Below are 16,621 nucleotides of genomic sequence, written 5' to 3' on the forward strand. Positions count from 1 at the left end.
CTAACTTACTCGATCAATAAAATTACTCCCTGAGTGTTCTTATGAGATATCATTCTTCATTTTAATTGCGTATACCATGAAATGGCTTGATCTCCCATTAGCCAAGAAAGCTCAAGGCACAATACAGCTGCCTGGATCAAAAAGTATCTCCAACCGGATTCTCTTGCTTGCCGCGCTCGCGCAAGGGATCACGCAGATTCATGATTTACTGACTTCTGACGATACGGCACATATGTTGGATGCACTTGCCCAATTGGGTGTTGCCGTCACTAAAACCGGAAAAAATGATTATCGCATTTGCGGTATAAATGAAACATTTCCAGTTACCAACGCTGACTTATTTCTCGGCAATGCCGGCACCGCTTTTAGACCATTGGTTGCAGTATTGGCTTTAATGCATGGGCATTATCGACTGTCGGGTGTACCCCGAATGCACGAGCGACCCATTGCGGATTTGGTTGATGCATTGCGACAATTGGGCGCAAATATCAATTACTTGGGCAACCCAGGCTTTCCTCCATTGGAAATCAAACCATCTACCCTGCATGTCATCAACGATGCGCACACGGTTACAGTAAAAGGCAATGTATCCAGCCAATTTCTCACGGGATTGTTGATGGCCTTACCACTGAGCGGAAAGAAATCCATCATTGAAGTAACTGACACATTAATTTCCCAGCCCTATATCGAATTAACGCTTGCGCAAATGCAGCATTTTGGCGTTCAAGTGGAACACACCAGCTGGCAGCAATTTGTAATTCCGGCTCGACAAAAGTACCGTAGTCCAGGACACATATCCGTCGAAGGCGATGCTTCGTCAGCTTCATATTTTCTCGCGGCGGGTGCTATCGGTGATGGCCCGGTAAAAGTGCAAGGAGTAGGCCGAAACAGCGTACAAGGGGATATTCGCTTTGCTGCAGCCCTAGAACAAATGGGAGCAAAAATATCCATAGGAAAGAACTGGATTGAAGCAAGTAGCGCAAGAAATGGTTGCAGCAGAAAACTGCTACACGCCATCGATTTGGATTGCAATCATATTCCTGATGCAGCCATGACACTTGCTGTAACCGCATTATTCGCAGAAGGCGTTACCATGCTGCGCAACATTGCCAGCTGGCGCCTGAAAGAGACGGATCGTCTTGCAGCAATGTCCACTGAATTGAAAAAACTTGGTGCGATTGTTGAAGAGGGTGCAGATTACTTGCGCATTACGCCTCCCATTCATGGCTTGACCCCACACGCGGCGATTGATACTTATGATGATCATCGTATGGCCATGTGTTTTTCACTGGCATGCCTGGGCGCACCCGTGCGCATCAACAATCCCGATTGTGTGAACAAAACTTTCCCCGATTATTTTGAAAAATTATCACAAATTGTTCACTCTGAAACCAATTAATTTCACTGTACCGTCTTAACAAAACAACAAGATTCTTAATGAAAACCAAGAAAATTCCTGTTATCACAATTGATGGCCCGTCAGCATCCGGGAAAGGCACCGTCGCCCAATTAGTTGCCCAAAAAATTGGATTTCATTACCTTGATAGTGGCGCACTTTATCGTCTAGTTGCTTTAAAAGCACTACTATCGCACGCTGATATCCAAAATGCTGACCAACTTGCAGACATCGCCAAATGCTTGGACATTGTATTTAAAAATGAACAGATCTACCTTGATGGCGTCATCGTCACAGAAAATATCCGTACAGAACAGTGCGGTTTACTAGCTTCCCAATTAGCTGCTTATCCACAAGTTCGGGCAGCACTCACAGAACGCCAACGCGCATTTCGCCAATCACCTGGATTGGTTGCCGATGGACGTGATATGGGGTCTGTTATCTTTCCTGACGCCATGCTAAAAATATTTTTAACTGCCAGCGCAGAAGTGCGTACACAACGTCGATATAACCAGTTGAAAGAGAAAGGAATAAGTGCTAACATTGCAGATCTGTTGCATGACATCAAGAAACGGGATGAGCGTGACAGCAATCGTAGCATCGCTCCGCTACAGCAAAGCGCTGATGCACGATTATTAGATACTTCAGCGTTGACCATATCCCAGGCACAAGACGCCGTTCTCTCCTGGTATAATGAAATTGCGCAGAAAGCAAGCGTTTGAATATAGATAACTTCCTTCTTAACGTCCGCAAACGAAAAGAAGGAAGTTATCTATTATTTGAATATTTTATCAACTAACCCAGTCCACTGGCAACCAAGCCAGTTGGAATATCAATCAGGTATCTTTTATAATGACTACTGCTTCCACTGCAGCTTCTACTGCAACCCAACAATCCTCCGAAAGTTTTGCCGCACTCTTTGAAGAAAGCCTTTCACGACAAGAAATGCGTATTGGCGAAGTAATCACCGCCGAAGTCGTCCGTGTTGACTACAATATTGTAATTGTAAATGCCGGACTTAAATCTGAAAGCTTTATTCCTGTCGAAGAATTCAAAAATGATCGTGGTGAGATTGAGGTTAAACCCGGCGATTTTATCAGTGTTGCCATAGAATCTCTTGAAGATGGCTACGGCGAAACCCGCCTTTCCCGCGACAAAGCTAAGCGCTTAACCGCATGGCATGATCTGGAACAGGCGATGGAAAGCGGAAAGATTGTGACTGGCATGGTTAATGGCAAGGTGAAAGGCGGCCTGACAGCAATGATTAATGGCATACGGGCATTTCTACCCGGCTCTCTTGTAGATATCCGTCCTGTTAAAGACACCACGCCTTATGAAAATAAGGAAATGGAATTCAAAGTCATCAAACTGGACCGAAAACGCAACAATGTGGTTGTTTCACGCCGAGCTGTACTAGAGGCGTCACAAGGTGCAGATCGGGAATCCTTGCTAGCTAATTTGCAAGAAGGCGCGGTGGTTCAGGGTGTCGTAAAAAATATTACGGATTATGGCGCGTTTGTTGATCTGGGTGGCATTGACGGTCTACTACATATTACCGACTTGGCATGGCGTCGAGTTAAACATCCTTCTGAAGTCGTCAACATCGGCGATGAAGTTACCGCCAAAGTGCTCAAGTTCGATCAAGAAAAGAATCGTGTCTCACTAGGGATGAAGCAGCTGAGCGAAGATCCTTGGGTAGGCCTATCACGCCGTTATCCGGCACGCACGCGTTTGTTCGGCAAAGTGACCAACCTAACCGACTATGGTGCTTTTATTGAAATCGAACAAGGTATCGAAGGATTGGTGCACGTTTCAGAAATGGATTGGACCAACAAGAATGTTTATCCTTCGAAAATCGTGCAGCTTGGCGATGAAGTTGAAGTCATGATTCTCGAGATCGACGAAGAACGCCGCCGCATCTCATTAGGCATGAAGCAATGCCAAACCAATCCATGGGAAGAATTCGCCGCGACTCATGATAAAAACGCCAAGGTGCGTGGTCAAATCAAATCTATCACCGACTTTGGTGTATTTATTGGACTGCCTGGAAATATCGATGGTCTTGTTCATCTATCAGATTTATCTTGGAATCAGTCTGGCGAAGAAGCCGTTCTTAATTATAAAAAAGGTGATGAAGTCGAAGCTATGATTTTATCAATTGATGTCGAGCGCGAACGCATTTCATTAGGCATTAAACAAATGGAAGGCGATCCTTTCACCAGTTTCGTTGCCGAGAATGACAAGAACAGCATTGTTGCTGGCACGGTAAAATCGATTGACCCCAAAGGCGCTGTTATAGCACTCACTGATGAAATCGAAGGTTATTTGCGAGCTTCCGAAGTTTCGCGTGATCGCGTTGAAGATATTCGCACTTTCTTGAAGGAAGGCGATAAAGTTGAAACCATGATCATTAATGTTGATCGCAAAAACAGAACCATTAATCTATCGATTAAAGCGAAGGATAAATCAGATGAGTCAAGCGCCATGCAAAAAATTAAAGCTCCAGCTAATGCTGGCACAACCAGCTTAGGTGCTTTACTGAAAGCGAAAATGGATAGTAAAAATACTGAGCAATAAGGACATTTCATGACGAAATCTGAATTAATTACTCGACTCGCAGCACGATTCCCTCAACTGGTGGCAAAAGATGCAGAACTATCAGTTAAAACGATTATTGATGCAATGGCTAAAAGCTTGGCTGGTGGTCAGCGTATAGAAATACGGGGCTTTGGCAGTTTCGATTTGAATTATCGACCGCCGCGTATCGGGCGCAATCCAAAGTCGGGTGAAAAGGTCAAAGTACCAGAAAAATATGTACCGCATTTCAAAGCCGGAAAAGAAATGCGCGAACGCGTTGATTATACGGACAAGAAGTAACTTTCACCAATTGCAGAACACTTGTATTTGTGCAGCGCACTTCAGCCAATGAAGGTGCTGCACAGATGGGTTAAGTACTCACTTCTGCAACATTGGATCAATCTCTTGTTTGAGTGAAGAAATATTAAGAACTTGGTTTATTTCGAGCTTATAATTTAACTACATCCCTAATAACCTGTACGGACTATACTTATTATGATGAATCTAGTTGCTTGGCTTTTTCGTATTGTAGTCTTTGTAATTTTCGTAGTATTTGCATCCCAAAACTCACAACCTATTATGCTGCAATACACTATTGATCAATCTATCGAACTACCTCTCAGTGTTGTGCTTTTGATATTCTTCACACTGGGCGCTCTTATTTCTATGATTTTTATTCGATGCCAATGTAGTTCGAGCGATTAAACACCACTTCGCTTCATGCATGAACCTCGCATCATCGTGGCACTGGATTTCTCAAGTGCCGAAAGTGCCTTACGGTTAGCAGACCAACTTGACCCTCGTTTATGCCGTCTTAAGGTCGGCAAAGAGCTTTTCACTGCCACTGGACCACAGCTGGTTGAGAAGCTTATGGTGAAGGGATTCGATATATTTCTTGATCTTAAATTTCACGATATTCCGAACACAGTTGCCAAAGCTTGCCAGGCTGCCGCAAGTTTAGGTATATGGATGGTGAACGTACATGCTTTGGGAGGACGGAAAATGCTCAATGCTGCACGTGAAGCAATTGATCCTGGATCAACCAAACTTATCGCGGTAACTTTACTCACCAGCATGAATCATGAAGATATCTCCGATATTGGCTTACTGGGTGAGTCTGAGCAAATTGTAGCACGTCTAGCGCAGTTAACTTACGACTGCAATTTGGATGGCGTTGTTTGCTCTGCACTTGAAACCGCGCTGCTTCGTCAACAATTTGGTAATGAATTTTGTTTAGTAACTCCAGGTATTCGTCTGCACCATGATAGTATGGATGACCAAAAAAGAGTAACGACACCGACGAAAGCAATTAGTGATGGCGCCAATTTTTTAGTTATTGGAAGACCGATATCACAAGCAATCAACCCGCTTGAAAAGTGTATGGAAATATATAATGAAATGGGTATTTTTTTGTAGAATCAAAAAACTCTATTAAGAATAGACGGTCAAGAGAGTGCTTAATCCGTCAATCGCTTTTCACTTTGATCACCCCAATAGATTGAAATCTTAGTCTAATCAGAGGTTCCACTCAACCAGCCATAAACTTTACTTTCCATCTAGGAATGCTCACTCGACCTTTTGCAAAAACCTCAGAATACGAGTCAGCTGAAATTTTCCTCTCCTATTTGTTGCCTCAATTCACAGGCGTCTACACAATCTGTGTAAATAAAAAACCCTCACATATTACTTGTGAGGGTTTTTTATTGTGAGAGCCTTCAGTGTCTATGTCATGCAAGTCACTGAAAAAACTATTTCAGACTTCCCGCTATTAAGCGATGGTCAGATCCGTCGTTGCAATTGTGCTGTCTGACAGGCCAACTACACCGGTCAACTTGATCAGCATATCGCCTGCACCTACACCATCGGTTCCTTCTGATACGAATACATAGCTGTCAGCACCCAATTCAAATATTGCAAATTGCCCTGCGGCAGCCGCACCTGTTTGAATTGCAGCCTCAACAGCAGTGATTCTTTCAGCAAGCGTATCGTCAGCTGCGTTGAATGCGGTCACAACACCTTCAGCACCGATTGATGCTACACCCGCATTGCCTGAGCCTCCAGCAACGATCGACCAGTTAGCACCGCCAGTGAGCGCAAGGATATCAGAGCCGACAGCAAAATCAGTGATGCTATCAGCATTATTCCCCAACGCATTCGCAGTTGCTGCGGTGAAGTCTGCAGTTTCGTCAAAATTGAAAGTGTCTGCACCATCACCACCCGTTAGAGCATCTGCACCTGTTCCGCCAGTAATACTGTCGTCACCTGCACCTGCACTGATGATATCACCAAAGATAGTACCGGTTAGCGTATCAGTACCGCTATTAGTGGTAATAGTCACGCCTTGTGTACCCGCGAAGGCAGCTGCATTTACGATGACGTTACCAGTTGTTGTCGATGCATCGACTTCTGATAGCGCGGTGGTAGCTGCGTTAACTGTGTAAGAAACTTGCTGCTCGCCACTGATATTGACGGTTGAAATATTAGCACTATGACCCGCAGTACCACCTGCCAAATTAATCACATACCCTTCATTGCCATCTGCATCTGTGTCAGGATCTGTGTCGGTGTTGCTATCGCTTGCCACAACATTAACAATATTGATACCTTCCAAGTCTAACTGCACGGTATAGGAAGTATCGTTAGCCGTCAGATCCGCGTTCAGCATTACATTCAGCGTATCGTCGTTGGTACCCGCTCCCGTTGCTCCGGTCATGCCAATGATGTAATCGTTACCGGTATTTGATGCGCTCTGGAATTCCAGCGTTGCATCACTGCTGAAACCAGTGATGGTGCGATCAGCGCCGATTGCATTCACTGCAAATTGAATGTAGTTATACCCTAGGTTGTCGATCTCCAGGTTGGCACCGAGCGCATCGGTAATACGCAGCTGTTCAAAACCGGTGATTTTAGCCAGCACAGCGGTATCAGGTGCATCGCCATCGTCCAGAAGCGCAGCTTCTGCACTAGCAATTCCCAATGTATCAGTACCCTCGCCACCTGTCAGCGTATCTGCAGTCGTTGTTTCACCAGCAGCGTTCGCTGTGATCAGGGTATCGTCACCTGCACCGAGGTCTATGGTGTAATTAACAGCAGCGACAGCGGTAATGGTGTCATCTCCGCTTCCCGTGGTAACGGTTGTATTACCTGCACTTGCTCCAAGATCTGCGGTCAGATTACCCGTCAATGCTGATGCAGCTAAAGTAGTTACTGTGGTTTCGCCCGTTAATGACAATTGCAGATCTTGATTACCTGTCACGTTAACTGTAGCAACACTGCCACTAGATGACAGTGCAGCAAAGCTTGCACTGCCGATAGCAGCCAGATTAACTGTAGTCAGTGCGGCGCCGTTATAGTTGACAGAAACATTTGCTGTGGTACCTAATCCACTTACACTCAGATTACCGCTGGTTGCCGCAGCATCATTCGTAATCGTGATGGCTTCACCATCCGCCATGTTTTTGATTGCGGTGGAGACACCCGCACCCACAACGTAGGTCTGAGCGGTAGAAGCGTTATCCAAGGTCACTTTAGTTGCACTGGAACTCGAGGTATCAAAACCAGTTGGAGAATTGACCAATGTAAGATTTTCAACAGAAGTTGTTGCACCAATATCATCTAAAGCAGCGGCAGCAAATACTGTCAACGTATCCGTACCGGCACCACCATTGATCTGATCAGCAGCCGAAACAGTATCTGCATCACCGATAAAACCATCGTCACCAGTGGTTCCGTTAAGAATATCAATACCCGTAGTGAACGCAAACACTTGTCCATTTGAGCCTGATTCTGCCAGCACTTGATCAACATCGGCTTGTGTATAGGGTGCTGTTCCTTCAACATTGCGTAAAACATTTTGCAAGGAAGTCAGATCGGTGGAAGGTGTTGTGCTAGAGAAAGTTTCAGCAACCAATGCCTTATTTGCCAGTAATGTGGCCGCCTCTGTAAATTCCTCTGGTGGATCATTTGACAAGAAAGTGACCGCATCAAAAACAATTCTTCCAAATCCAACACCAGCATCAATCTGCGTGGTGAAGTAGTCCTCAGCTTGTGAAGCTGCACTGCCTTCAACGCCATCAGCCGTCAAACCAAAGTTATCCATCAATACCGCAACTTGTGAAGCAGTTGTTACTTTACCGCCCATAATATCGTTGGTAAAAAGTGGCAGGACAGCTAATTCATCAGCTAATTGACTTCCACTCCCTCCATTCTCTACGTAATTTGCCAGAATTGTTAAATAAGTACTGCCTGGTGCCGCATTGAACAAACCTGCAACAATCTTCAGAATTTCAGTTTGTTGTGTACTCGTTATAGCCATGGGAGCTCCCTTGTTTTAAAAATTAAAAATAAATACTAAAGTAAATTACTTGCAAGTTTTTCACTTTCACTTTGTCTCTCTGTAACTTCTGCGCAACTTTCCTAGCAGAAAATACCACAAAAGCCAAGTTAAAGTCCATTCTGCCCAAAACAAAACCGCTTTGCAAGTTTGTAACCGAAGTTTTCATGGGGTGTGTTGCTTAATTGCAACATTATAACGCCATTGATTTGCACTATTATTCTGATAAGCAGGACAAGAGTACGTTTATTCCCACTATTCATCTGTGCAAGAGTGTGCTTATTGCAACGATACCAGATTTGAAACAGATAGCCGTTGCCCAAACAATGAAAGGACTGCCAGACACAATCAACAGTTTAAGCAATCGGATGAGATAACAAGAACGCTGTATCTATATAGATGAAAAGTGAACCAATCTTTTCCTACTCATTAATTTTCACTTATTTATCTGCGATAATACACTATTCAATATTCCAAGTTCGGCTTCTTGCCCCTGTTTAATATCATCTTCCTAAATAACTTCCGCAGCTTATGGCCGCACGCTCCGCTCATCCTGCAAATGATTAGACGCAAAGTGACTCGTCGATATCAGGACTCATTCCCGGAATTATTATGGACCTTTATCAATCCTATCCTGATGTTGTCGATATACACATTTGTTCTCAGCGTTGTATTTACATTACGACTGAACCCCCAACACCATGATAAATTTGCTTTTGCCTTACTAATATTTATTGGATTAATTCTGTTTAATTTATTCTCTGAATTTCTTTCCCTTGCATCCGGATTGATACTTTCAAGCGTGAACCATGCCAAGAAAGCTATTTTTCCCCTAGCAATCCTGGTCGCTTGGGCCGACCTGAGTTGGTTTAATAAAATACGTAAAGGATTTGCAGATGTCCTTTAATGTTTCGGGCTATGAACCAGCCATTAGTACGGTGAAGCTGTCTAAATGCTATCAGTTGTATCAACATCCCAAAGATCGTTTAAAGCAATTTTTATGGCCACACAGATGGTGGGGTTCACGTCAATATTATCGCGAACTGTGGGCATTAAATGACATCGATTTAACGATAATACCTGGAGAAGTCGTGGGTATCGTAGGTCAAAACGGTTCGGGAAAATCGACACTGCTGCAATTGGTTTGTGGCACCTCAACACCTACATGCGGTGAAGTGCAAGTGAATGGCCGTATCGCTGCTTTATTAGAACTCGGCGCTGGATTCAACCCAGAGTTTACCGGACGCGAGAATGTCTTAATGAGCGCAGCAATCATGGGGTTAAGTCAAGCAGAAATTACTGAACGCATTGAACAAATCATCGATTTCTCAGGTGTTCGTGATTTTATTGATCAGCCAGTAAAAACATATTCCAGCGGTATGTATGTACGTCTGGCGTTCTCTGTTGCCATTAATGTCGACCCGGATATCCTTATCATTGATGAAGCTTTATCGGTAGGGGATGGCGCATTTGCCCGCAAATCATTCACCCGCATCATGCAAATGCGTGATGCGGGAAAAACAATCTTGTTTTGCTCACACTCGCTGTTTCAGGTTGAATCTTTATGCAATCGTGCAATCTGGCTCAATAAGGGCAAAATGGTCTTAGACGGAGAGTCTGCCCAAGTCGTGTCCGCCTATCAGTCATTTCTGGATCAAAGCACAACTGACTCAACAGTAGAAACACATTTTACAAGCAAGAATGCCCCGGCACAGGACAAGAAACATCCATCCGGCAGTGCGCATCTGGAAAAAGTACAATTAATAGCGGATGGCGCCTGCACGCCGCATACTGATATCACCAGCGGCCAATCCAATGTCCTGATAAACATAAGCTTTATTTCTGACCCCTCACTCCCGTGCCCGAATATCGCGATGACCCTGAATACCAGAGATGGCCGAATCATCACCAGTACAGCCACATGGGAAGATCAATTCGTGATTCAACGATCACCCGGTGGATCAGGGCAAATTTGTCTCAGATTGAAACGATTGCCACTCCTCAAAGGAGAATATCTGGTAAATATCTATTTATTGTGTGAACGTGGCTTACATCTGTATGATTCAGCAGAAGCTATTGCAACCATACAAGTAAAACAGGTAGGACGCTTACAAGGATATTTTTCAATTCCTCATCAATGGGAAAATACTACTATCATTCAGAATGACTAAATCTATCAATCACAGCTCAATACAAAGCACTCAACATTATCGTCAAGCTACTCATGTTGCCGCTTCAATGACAACCATTTCGACCTCTCCTTTTGAGTCTCTGGCGTTTCCATTCAATATATACGCTCATGCGTTACACCTACATGAGGGTATGGCTTCTGATTTGCATTTCGGCTTGTTTCAAAATGACAAAACTAGTATGCGAACAGCGCAGCAATCAACCCATGAGCTGCTTCTATCAAAGTTGCCGCCACCTCCTTGCCGTATTCTGGAAGTAGGGTCTGGTTCAGGAACTACCCTATCTATGCTCAGCCAGCGCGGTTACGACATCTGTGGCATCGCACTCGATACGCAACCAATCACGCACATTAACAGGACCCTGGAGCCAAAAGTTTCTGCCAGTTATCCATCACTGGAAGCTTTTAATGCCAAATCAGATAGCTTTGATATTGTTTTATTTAAGGAATCCGCGCAATACATTGATCAGCTTGTAATTTTTAATAAAGCGTTGGATCTGTTATCGCCATCAGGGCAGTTGATCATCATGGGCGAATTCGCACTGAAGCGCGATGCAACAAATTCGGAAAACCTCCATTCACTCGCAAACATGATCACGCTGACTGAGCGATCTGGGTTTGAGTTAATTGAAAATTTAGATTTATCCGTCTTAGCAGCACCAACACTTGATTATCTGTTACAAGCCATCTCAACATATCGGCAAAGGCTGATCAAGGATCTTTTTCTTAACCCTGAACAACTGACACAACTTGAGCAATCTAACCGAATCAATCGGGAAAAATATACCAATGGACAAAATGGATATGCTTTGCTACGTTTCAGGAAAAAAACAACACCTCAATGGCGGCTGCAACTACTAAAAGAAAATCAGCAACATGAGATGTTTGACTTGTTTAAAAAAACATTTCATCACACCATGACATCCGCTGTCTGGCAATGGAAGTATGGTTCAAATTCAAATCATAAGCTGGGTGTATGGCGAAAAGACAAACTGATTGCCCACTATGGCGGTATTGCCCGGCAGATTCTATTCTTTGGACAACCACAAACAGCGGTACAAATCGCGGATGTCATGGTTGATACCAATGAACGGGGAATACTCACCAGAAAAGGACCTTTTTTCCTGATGACAGCAACCTTTCTGGAACATTACATTGGATATGGCAAACCTTATCTAATCGGGTTTGGATTCCCGAACGAGCGACACATGAAGATTGCGGAGCGGCACGGATTATACGGCGAAGTTGGAAAAATGGTCGAAATTTCCTGGTCTCCGTTATCAAAATTCCCTCACTGGCGCACTCGATTATTTCCTATCACCTCATCAGATAATGACGCGCAAATCAGGCTAATCGTTAATAATTGCTGGCACCAAATGGCCAAGGATTTGCAAACTGCATTAGTGGGTGTTCGCGACTGGTCTTATGTACAACATCGCTATATTAATCATCCTAGCCAGCACTACCAGGTCGTGTTGATAAAAAACCGCGGCGGCGACCAAACGCGAGGTGTGCTGATACTGCGCTATGATGATCATGGTTGCGAAATCGTCGACATCATAGCACCATTAGTCGAGATTCCTCTTCTCGTTCTGCATGCTCGCCGATTGGCAGGGATCAATGGCCATCAGCGATTGTTTTGCCGCATTACAGAAAACTTTGCGGCCTATTTCACGATCACCGGCGGCGCCCAAAAAATGCTGGATATTCGCATTCCCGCCAGCACTTGGGATACTGCCCCGCCGATTGAATCTTTACGTAACCATTGGTGGTTGATGTCCGGTGATACGGATTTCCGCTAAATGAACCTGCATTTGGTTAAATCCGGCAGTTAATTATGCTGCGTAATTATAGATTTCGATAAATGGACTCTCGACAATGGGTGCAATCTCCACGCAGGTGAAGGATTGACTGCCATGAAGATTCTCATGGTTACACGCGAAACCCGATCAGATCAGCGTTATGGCCTCGGACGCAGTTTAGCACCGATTGTTAAAGAATTTCAGCGCCGTGGAGTCGATGTGGACTATCTTTGCCAAGCCGATTTAGGACAACGCGCCATACTCTGGCAACATCGCTTCCAACGCTTCTTTAGCTCATTACCAGGAACTAAAAACACCCACACTCATTTCCCTACACTGTTTCAGGTTCTGCTGGAACGTATTAATATGGGGCGTCTTGCCGCAAAACTAGCAGCTACGCAGAGATATACCCACATACACTGCCACGACCCCTATATTGCTATGGGTTTACGTTTTTTCTTGCGATTCTATTCGGATTGTATGCCAGTCTGGGGAGTCACTGAACATGGCTTCGGTTGTTATACCCAAGCCATTCACGAAGATGGCGTGCATCTTGGTCACCACGTGATGCGCATCATGCGTCGCTGGGAAGCCGATACACTGCGTGCAGCTTCTTGGGTAATCGCTCCCACTCGACGCGGCATCCTCCAGATCGCACAGGATTTAGCGATTCATCCGTTACCTGCTAACTGGCACCACCTAGTTCACGCACGTCCAGTAGTTAACTACTACAGCCGTAAGGACGCAAGGAATCGCCTTGACTGGAACGAATCAACAATTTATATATTAAGTATTGGCCGCATCGCCCCAGTCAAGCAATATCCATTGTTGATCGAAGCGTGTGCCAAACTTGAACTAGAGAAAGAACTCCAACTAGTCATCCTAGGTGAAGGAAACCACGATACTCTGCAAAAACTGGCACAGCAACACAAGCTTCCACGTAAAATTCTTTTCACCGTTACAGAAGATGTCAGCTTATACCTGTGTGCCGCTGACTTGTATGTCAGCGCCTCAGCTTCTGAATCCTTCGGATTGGCAAATCTTGAATCACTCACATCAGGTACAGCGACAGTGTGTACCGCTGTAGGCGGCGTACCTGAAGTCGTAAAAGACGGCGCACTATTGTCAGAACCGAACACTAATGCCTTAGCGGAAGCTATGCAACGCATGTTGAATAACCGAACACTGCGCGAAACAATCGCACAGCGAGGACTGGCACACGCTAACTCATGGCCGGATGTTATTGAAATTACGGATAGGTATGAAGCAATTTATCGCCAAGCTACAACAAGCTAAAATAGCGCAGTTGGCACTCTGTCCACTGCCGACATCGCTCGTTCCGATCCACGGCGGAAAAGTACTCGTTTTCGCTCCTCATCCAGATGACGAAGTACTGGGTTGTGGTGGAACGTTGGCTCTACTGAAACAAAAAGAATGCGCTATCAAAGTTATTTTTGTCACCGATGGTGCCGGCGCCGGTAGCCTCAATGCCGACGCACCTATGATTCGACGCAAGGAAGCAGCGGAATCTTTGGCGATATTAGGCATCAATGACATGGAATTCCTCGACGAACCCGACGGTAGTTTCCGCAATTCTTCTAACTTCGAAACCAAAGTTGATTCATTACTAAATAAATTTAACCCGGATTGGCTGTTCCTACCTTCGGTGCTTGACTATCATCGCGACCATGTCGCCATAGGCCACGCTGTTTTGAACTGCTGGCAGCGCTGGAAAACACCGTCGCGCGCGTTCATTTACGAAATTTGGACTCCGCTTCCCGCCACGCGGGTAGTAGACATCACCAGTGTAATCAATCTCAAAAAACATGCCATATCCTGCTATGCGCTACCACTTTCTCATTGTAATTATCTTTCTGCCATCATCGGTCTTGCCAGTTATCGAGGACTATTCCTTCCTAAACAAGTAGGCGAAAATTACGCAGAAGCTTTTGTAGAAGCCGAAAAGAACGGTTATTTTGGAAGCTTGCAGTATAGAATGTTAAAATTAAGAATCTATCTCGAAGGTCTTTTAAGAAACTAATTTTTAGAGCTCTCTTTGTAAAGAAATAATTTTGGTGACTTAATGCGGTAACAAAAATTGCCCAAACTGTCATTTATTTTGTTACTAGGGTTCAAAACATTTCAATAAAGCTGTGTAATATCATGCTACGTTGAAAATAATTCTTAATTCATCACTCATACATGACCAATCACCAATTTCTCCGCAAGGTATTGAGATACCAGAAAACCTACGGGGCAAAAGCGACAGTAAAACGCTCTATCAATGAGATTCTTAATCGAATGCGTCGCTCGATTGGTCACTCGCACCCTCATCACGTACTCTTCGACCGTCATGCACTATTGACCAAGATTGAGCATCCGAGCATCAAATTGGTAATTTTCGACATCTTTGACACGCTCATTACACGCCCGCTTCTTGATCCGGAAAACACCAAACATTGGATTGCAAAGCGCCTCGATTGCAGGCATTACCCGGAACGACGACGAGTAGCGGAAATGTCACTTCGTGAAGCGAGAAATACCGACGTCAGTTTAGCCAATATATGCATTGAATATGTTCGTCTTTTTGGCACCACCGAAGGCGACGCACAGCAACTGCAATCAATTGAAGAATCGGTAGAATTGGTCCTAGCGCAACCATTGCTGGGCATGATTGAAGTGCTGAAAATGGCAAAACAAGCTGGCAAAAAAGTGGCGTTGGCCAGTGATATGTTTCTACCCTCAAGTGTCATCAGAAAAATTCTAAAAAAGTGCAATATCTTTGAATACGATGCTCTATACATTTCGTCCGAAGTGGGCGTGCGTAAATCCACTGGAGAGCTCTTCCACCACATTATTGAAGAAGAACAAATACTGCCAGAACAAGCCATTATGATCGGGGATCACCCCATTTCGGATCAACTGATTCCGGAACAACTGGGCTTTCATGTCACCGCTCTGGAAAGTCCATTGACACTAGCAGAAAATTTCCCGCGCCTCAACGCCTGGATAGAAAAAGTAAAATTATCCGGGTCGTCTGCTGATGAATTGGTGTTGGGTAATATTGTGCGTACTTTCTTTCAAGTTCAGCCCAGGCAACTCTTACTGGATCGCGCATCACTGACCCAATGCGGGCGATACGGCATAGGCTATGCCATTGTAGGCCCATTGCTAGCTACTTTTAGCGAATGGCTAATTGAGCAGGCTAATGCCGACAACATCAAGCGCTTATATTTTCTTGCCCGCGAAGGGCAGTTAATGAAGGATATCCATGAAATATTAACTGCAGGATATGACACGCCACAGTCTAATTATCTCGTACTATCACGCCGCGCTATTTCAGTCGCAATGATTCGATCACACGATGATATTCTAGCAATTGCCCGCACGGATTATCAGGCTAATTCACTGGCCGAATTCCTGCTACGCCGTTTTGGCCTGACCTTAGATAATACAATACTAACAACTCTGGAGCGGCGCGGCATTTGGTCACGCAAACGTCAGGTAGAGATTCATGCGGGGCAGATTGATAGCGCTCTACTCGCGGTGCTAGATACTTTGTCAGTCGAAATCCATCGTCGTGCAGCTAGGGAGCGCGAACCCATGCTATCCTACTTACAACAAATCAAGCTAATGGAAGGGTCAGCAGCATTGGTCGATGTTGGCTATGCAGGAACTATTCAGGGCCGATTATGCGACCTTTTAGAACGGAAAATTCAAGGATACTACATGGTGACCCGGGAAGCTGCAGCAGAAGTTCGCGCGCGCTATGGCGTGCGCATCTCAGGCTGTTTTGGTGAAGATTTGGCAACACCCGACCAGTCACCTTTATTGCGTTATAACGTACCTTTGGAAATGTTCATGGGCTCAGATGATCCACAAATCAGTCACTATCGCTATCAAAACGACCGAACTGTTGTTGGCGTATACAATCCATTGAGCGAAGCTGAAAAAGCTTCAATACCATTGCGTTCTGAACTGCGCGCAGGCGCATTGGCGTTTGCCCGTGACTATAGGTCAATGAAAGATTCTGGTCTCGGTAAATTACGCATCGATCCGTCTTTGGTTGTCGATATTTTCCGCGATTTTTGGGAAGGCACCTCGGAGTTTGAACGCGCTCAAATCATGAGTATTGCAACCGACGATCATTATTGCGGTATGGGAATCGTTCATTTCGCAACATTCTTGTCACATTAATCCACTCAAGTTAGCACGCGCGTCCCTTTTTTATCCCATCCGATCGAAGATTTTGGTTTTGAGTCGTAATAACACGTTACGAATTGAATTCAAAAAGACATTTTTACTGAATTTGAAATCAGAAGACA

At 44.7% G+C, this 16,621-nt stretch carries 13 protein-coding genes; 12 read left to right on the forward strand and 1 reads right to left on the reverse strand.

Annotated elements, in window-relative coordinates; all coding sequences use genetic code 11:
• Nucleotides 1-76 precede the first annotated feature (76 nt).
• From aroA to pyrF, 6 genes are all read left to right on the forward strand, one after another.
• On the forward strand, nt 77-1,399 hold the full coding sequence (gene aroA, locus Q0C11_RS05325; protein WP_293006399.1) for a 3-phosphoshikimate 1-carboxyvinyltransferase: 1,323 nt from the start codon (nt 77-79) through the stop codon (nt 1,397-1,399).
• A 38-nt stretch (nt 1,400-1,437) separates the two neighbouring features.
• Complete coding sequence (gene cmk, locus Q0C11_RS05330; RefSeq protein ID WP_293006401.1) at nt 1,438-2,118, forward strand: (d)CMP kinase; 681 nt, start codon at nt 1,438-1,440, stop codon at nt 2,116-2,118.
• 130 nt (nt 2,119-2,248) lie between these two features.
• Complete coding sequence (gene rpsA / locus Q0C11_RS05335) at nt 2,249-3,973, forward strand: 30S ribosomal protein S1 (RefSeq protein WP_293006403.1); 1,725 nt, start codon at nt 2,249-2,251, stop codon at nt 3,971-3,973.
• Nucleotides 3,974-3,982: 9 nt separating this feature from the next.
• Nucleotides 3,983-4,273, forward strand: a complete 291-nt coding sequence (locus Q0C11_RS05340; protein WP_292921729.1) for an integration host factor subunit beta — start codon at nt 3,983-3,985, stop codon at nt 4,271-4,273.
• Nucleotides 4,274-4,471: 198 nt separating this feature from the next.
• Nucleotides 4,472-4,678: a LapA family protein gene (locus Q0C11_RS05345; protein ID WP_293006434.1), complete on the forward strand. Its 207-nt coding sequence runs from the start codon at nt 4,472-4,474 to the stop codon at nt 4,676-4,678.
• A 15-nt stretch (nt 4,679-4,693) separates the two neighbouring features.
• Nucleotides 4,694-5,389 (forward strand): orotidine-5'-phosphate decarboxylase, encoded by a 696-nt coding sequence (gene pyrF / locus Q0C11_RS05350; RefSeq protein ID WP_293006405.1) that lies wholly within the window; start codon nt 4,694-4,696, stop codon nt 5,387-5,389.
• 352 nt (nt 5,390-5,741) lie between these two features.
• Here pyrF and Q0C11_RS05355 read toward each other — a convergent pair whose 3' ends face one another.
• Entirely contained in the window at nt 5,742-8,288 is a 2,547-nt protein-coding gene (locus Q0C11_RS05355) for a calcium-binding protein (RefSeq protein ID WP_293006406.1), read from the reverse strand.
• Between the two features lie 577 nt (nt 8,289-8,865).
• On the opposite strand from Q0C11_RS05355, the gene Q0C11_RS05360 reads away from it, so the two are divergent.
• From Q0C11_RS05360 to Q0C11_RS05385, 6 genes are all read left to right on the forward strand, one after another.
• A complete protein-coding gene (locus Q0C11_RS05360; protein WP_293006407.1) occupies nt 8,866-9,213 on the forward strand; it encodes a hypothetical protein in 348 nt (115 codons plus the stop codon).
• Entirely contained in the window at nt 9,203-10,477 is a 1,275-nt protein-coding gene (locus tag Q0C11_RS05365) for an ABC transporter ATP-binding protein (protein WP_293006409.1), read from the forward strand. The genes Q0C11_RS05360 and Q0C11_RS05365 overlap by 11 nt, the downstream gene beginning before the upstream one ends.
• The gene (locus tag Q0C11_RS05370; protein ID WP_293006411.1) at nt 10,470-12,296 is read left to right on the forward strand and encodes a GNAT family N-acetyltransferase; all 1,827 of its coding nucleotides are present in this window, start codon (nt 10,470-10,472) and stop codon (nt 12,294-12,296) included. Before Q0C11_RS05365 ends, Q0C11_RS05370 begins: the two co-directional genes overlap by 8 nt.
• A 114-nt stretch (nt 12,297-12,410) precedes the next feature.
• Entirely contained in the window at nt 12,411-13,592 is a 1,182-nt protein-coding gene (locus Q0C11_RS05375; RefSeq protein WP_293006412.1) for a glycosyltransferase family 4 protein, read from the forward strand.
• Nucleotides 13,558-14,337, forward strand: a complete 780-nt coding sequence (locus tag Q0C11_RS05380) for a PIG-L deacetylase family protein (RefSeq protein WP_293006414.1) — start codon at nt 13,558-13,560, stop codon at nt 14,335-14,337. The genes Q0C11_RS05375 and Q0C11_RS05380 overlap by 35 nt, the downstream gene beginning before the upstream one ends.
• Before the next feature lie 161 nt (nt 14,338-14,498).
• Nucleotides 14,499-16,493, forward strand: a complete 1,995-nt coding sequence (locus tag Q0C11_RS05385; RefSeq protein WP_293006416.1) for an HAD family hydrolase — start codon at nt 14,499-14,501, stop codon at nt 16,491-16,493.
• Nucleotides 16,494-16,621 lie beyond the last annotated feature (128 nt).

The organism is Nitrosomonas sp. (assembly GCF_022842015.1).
GTDB lineage: Bacteria > Pseudomonadota > Gammaproteobacteria > Burkholderiales > Nitrosomonadaceae > Nitrosomonas.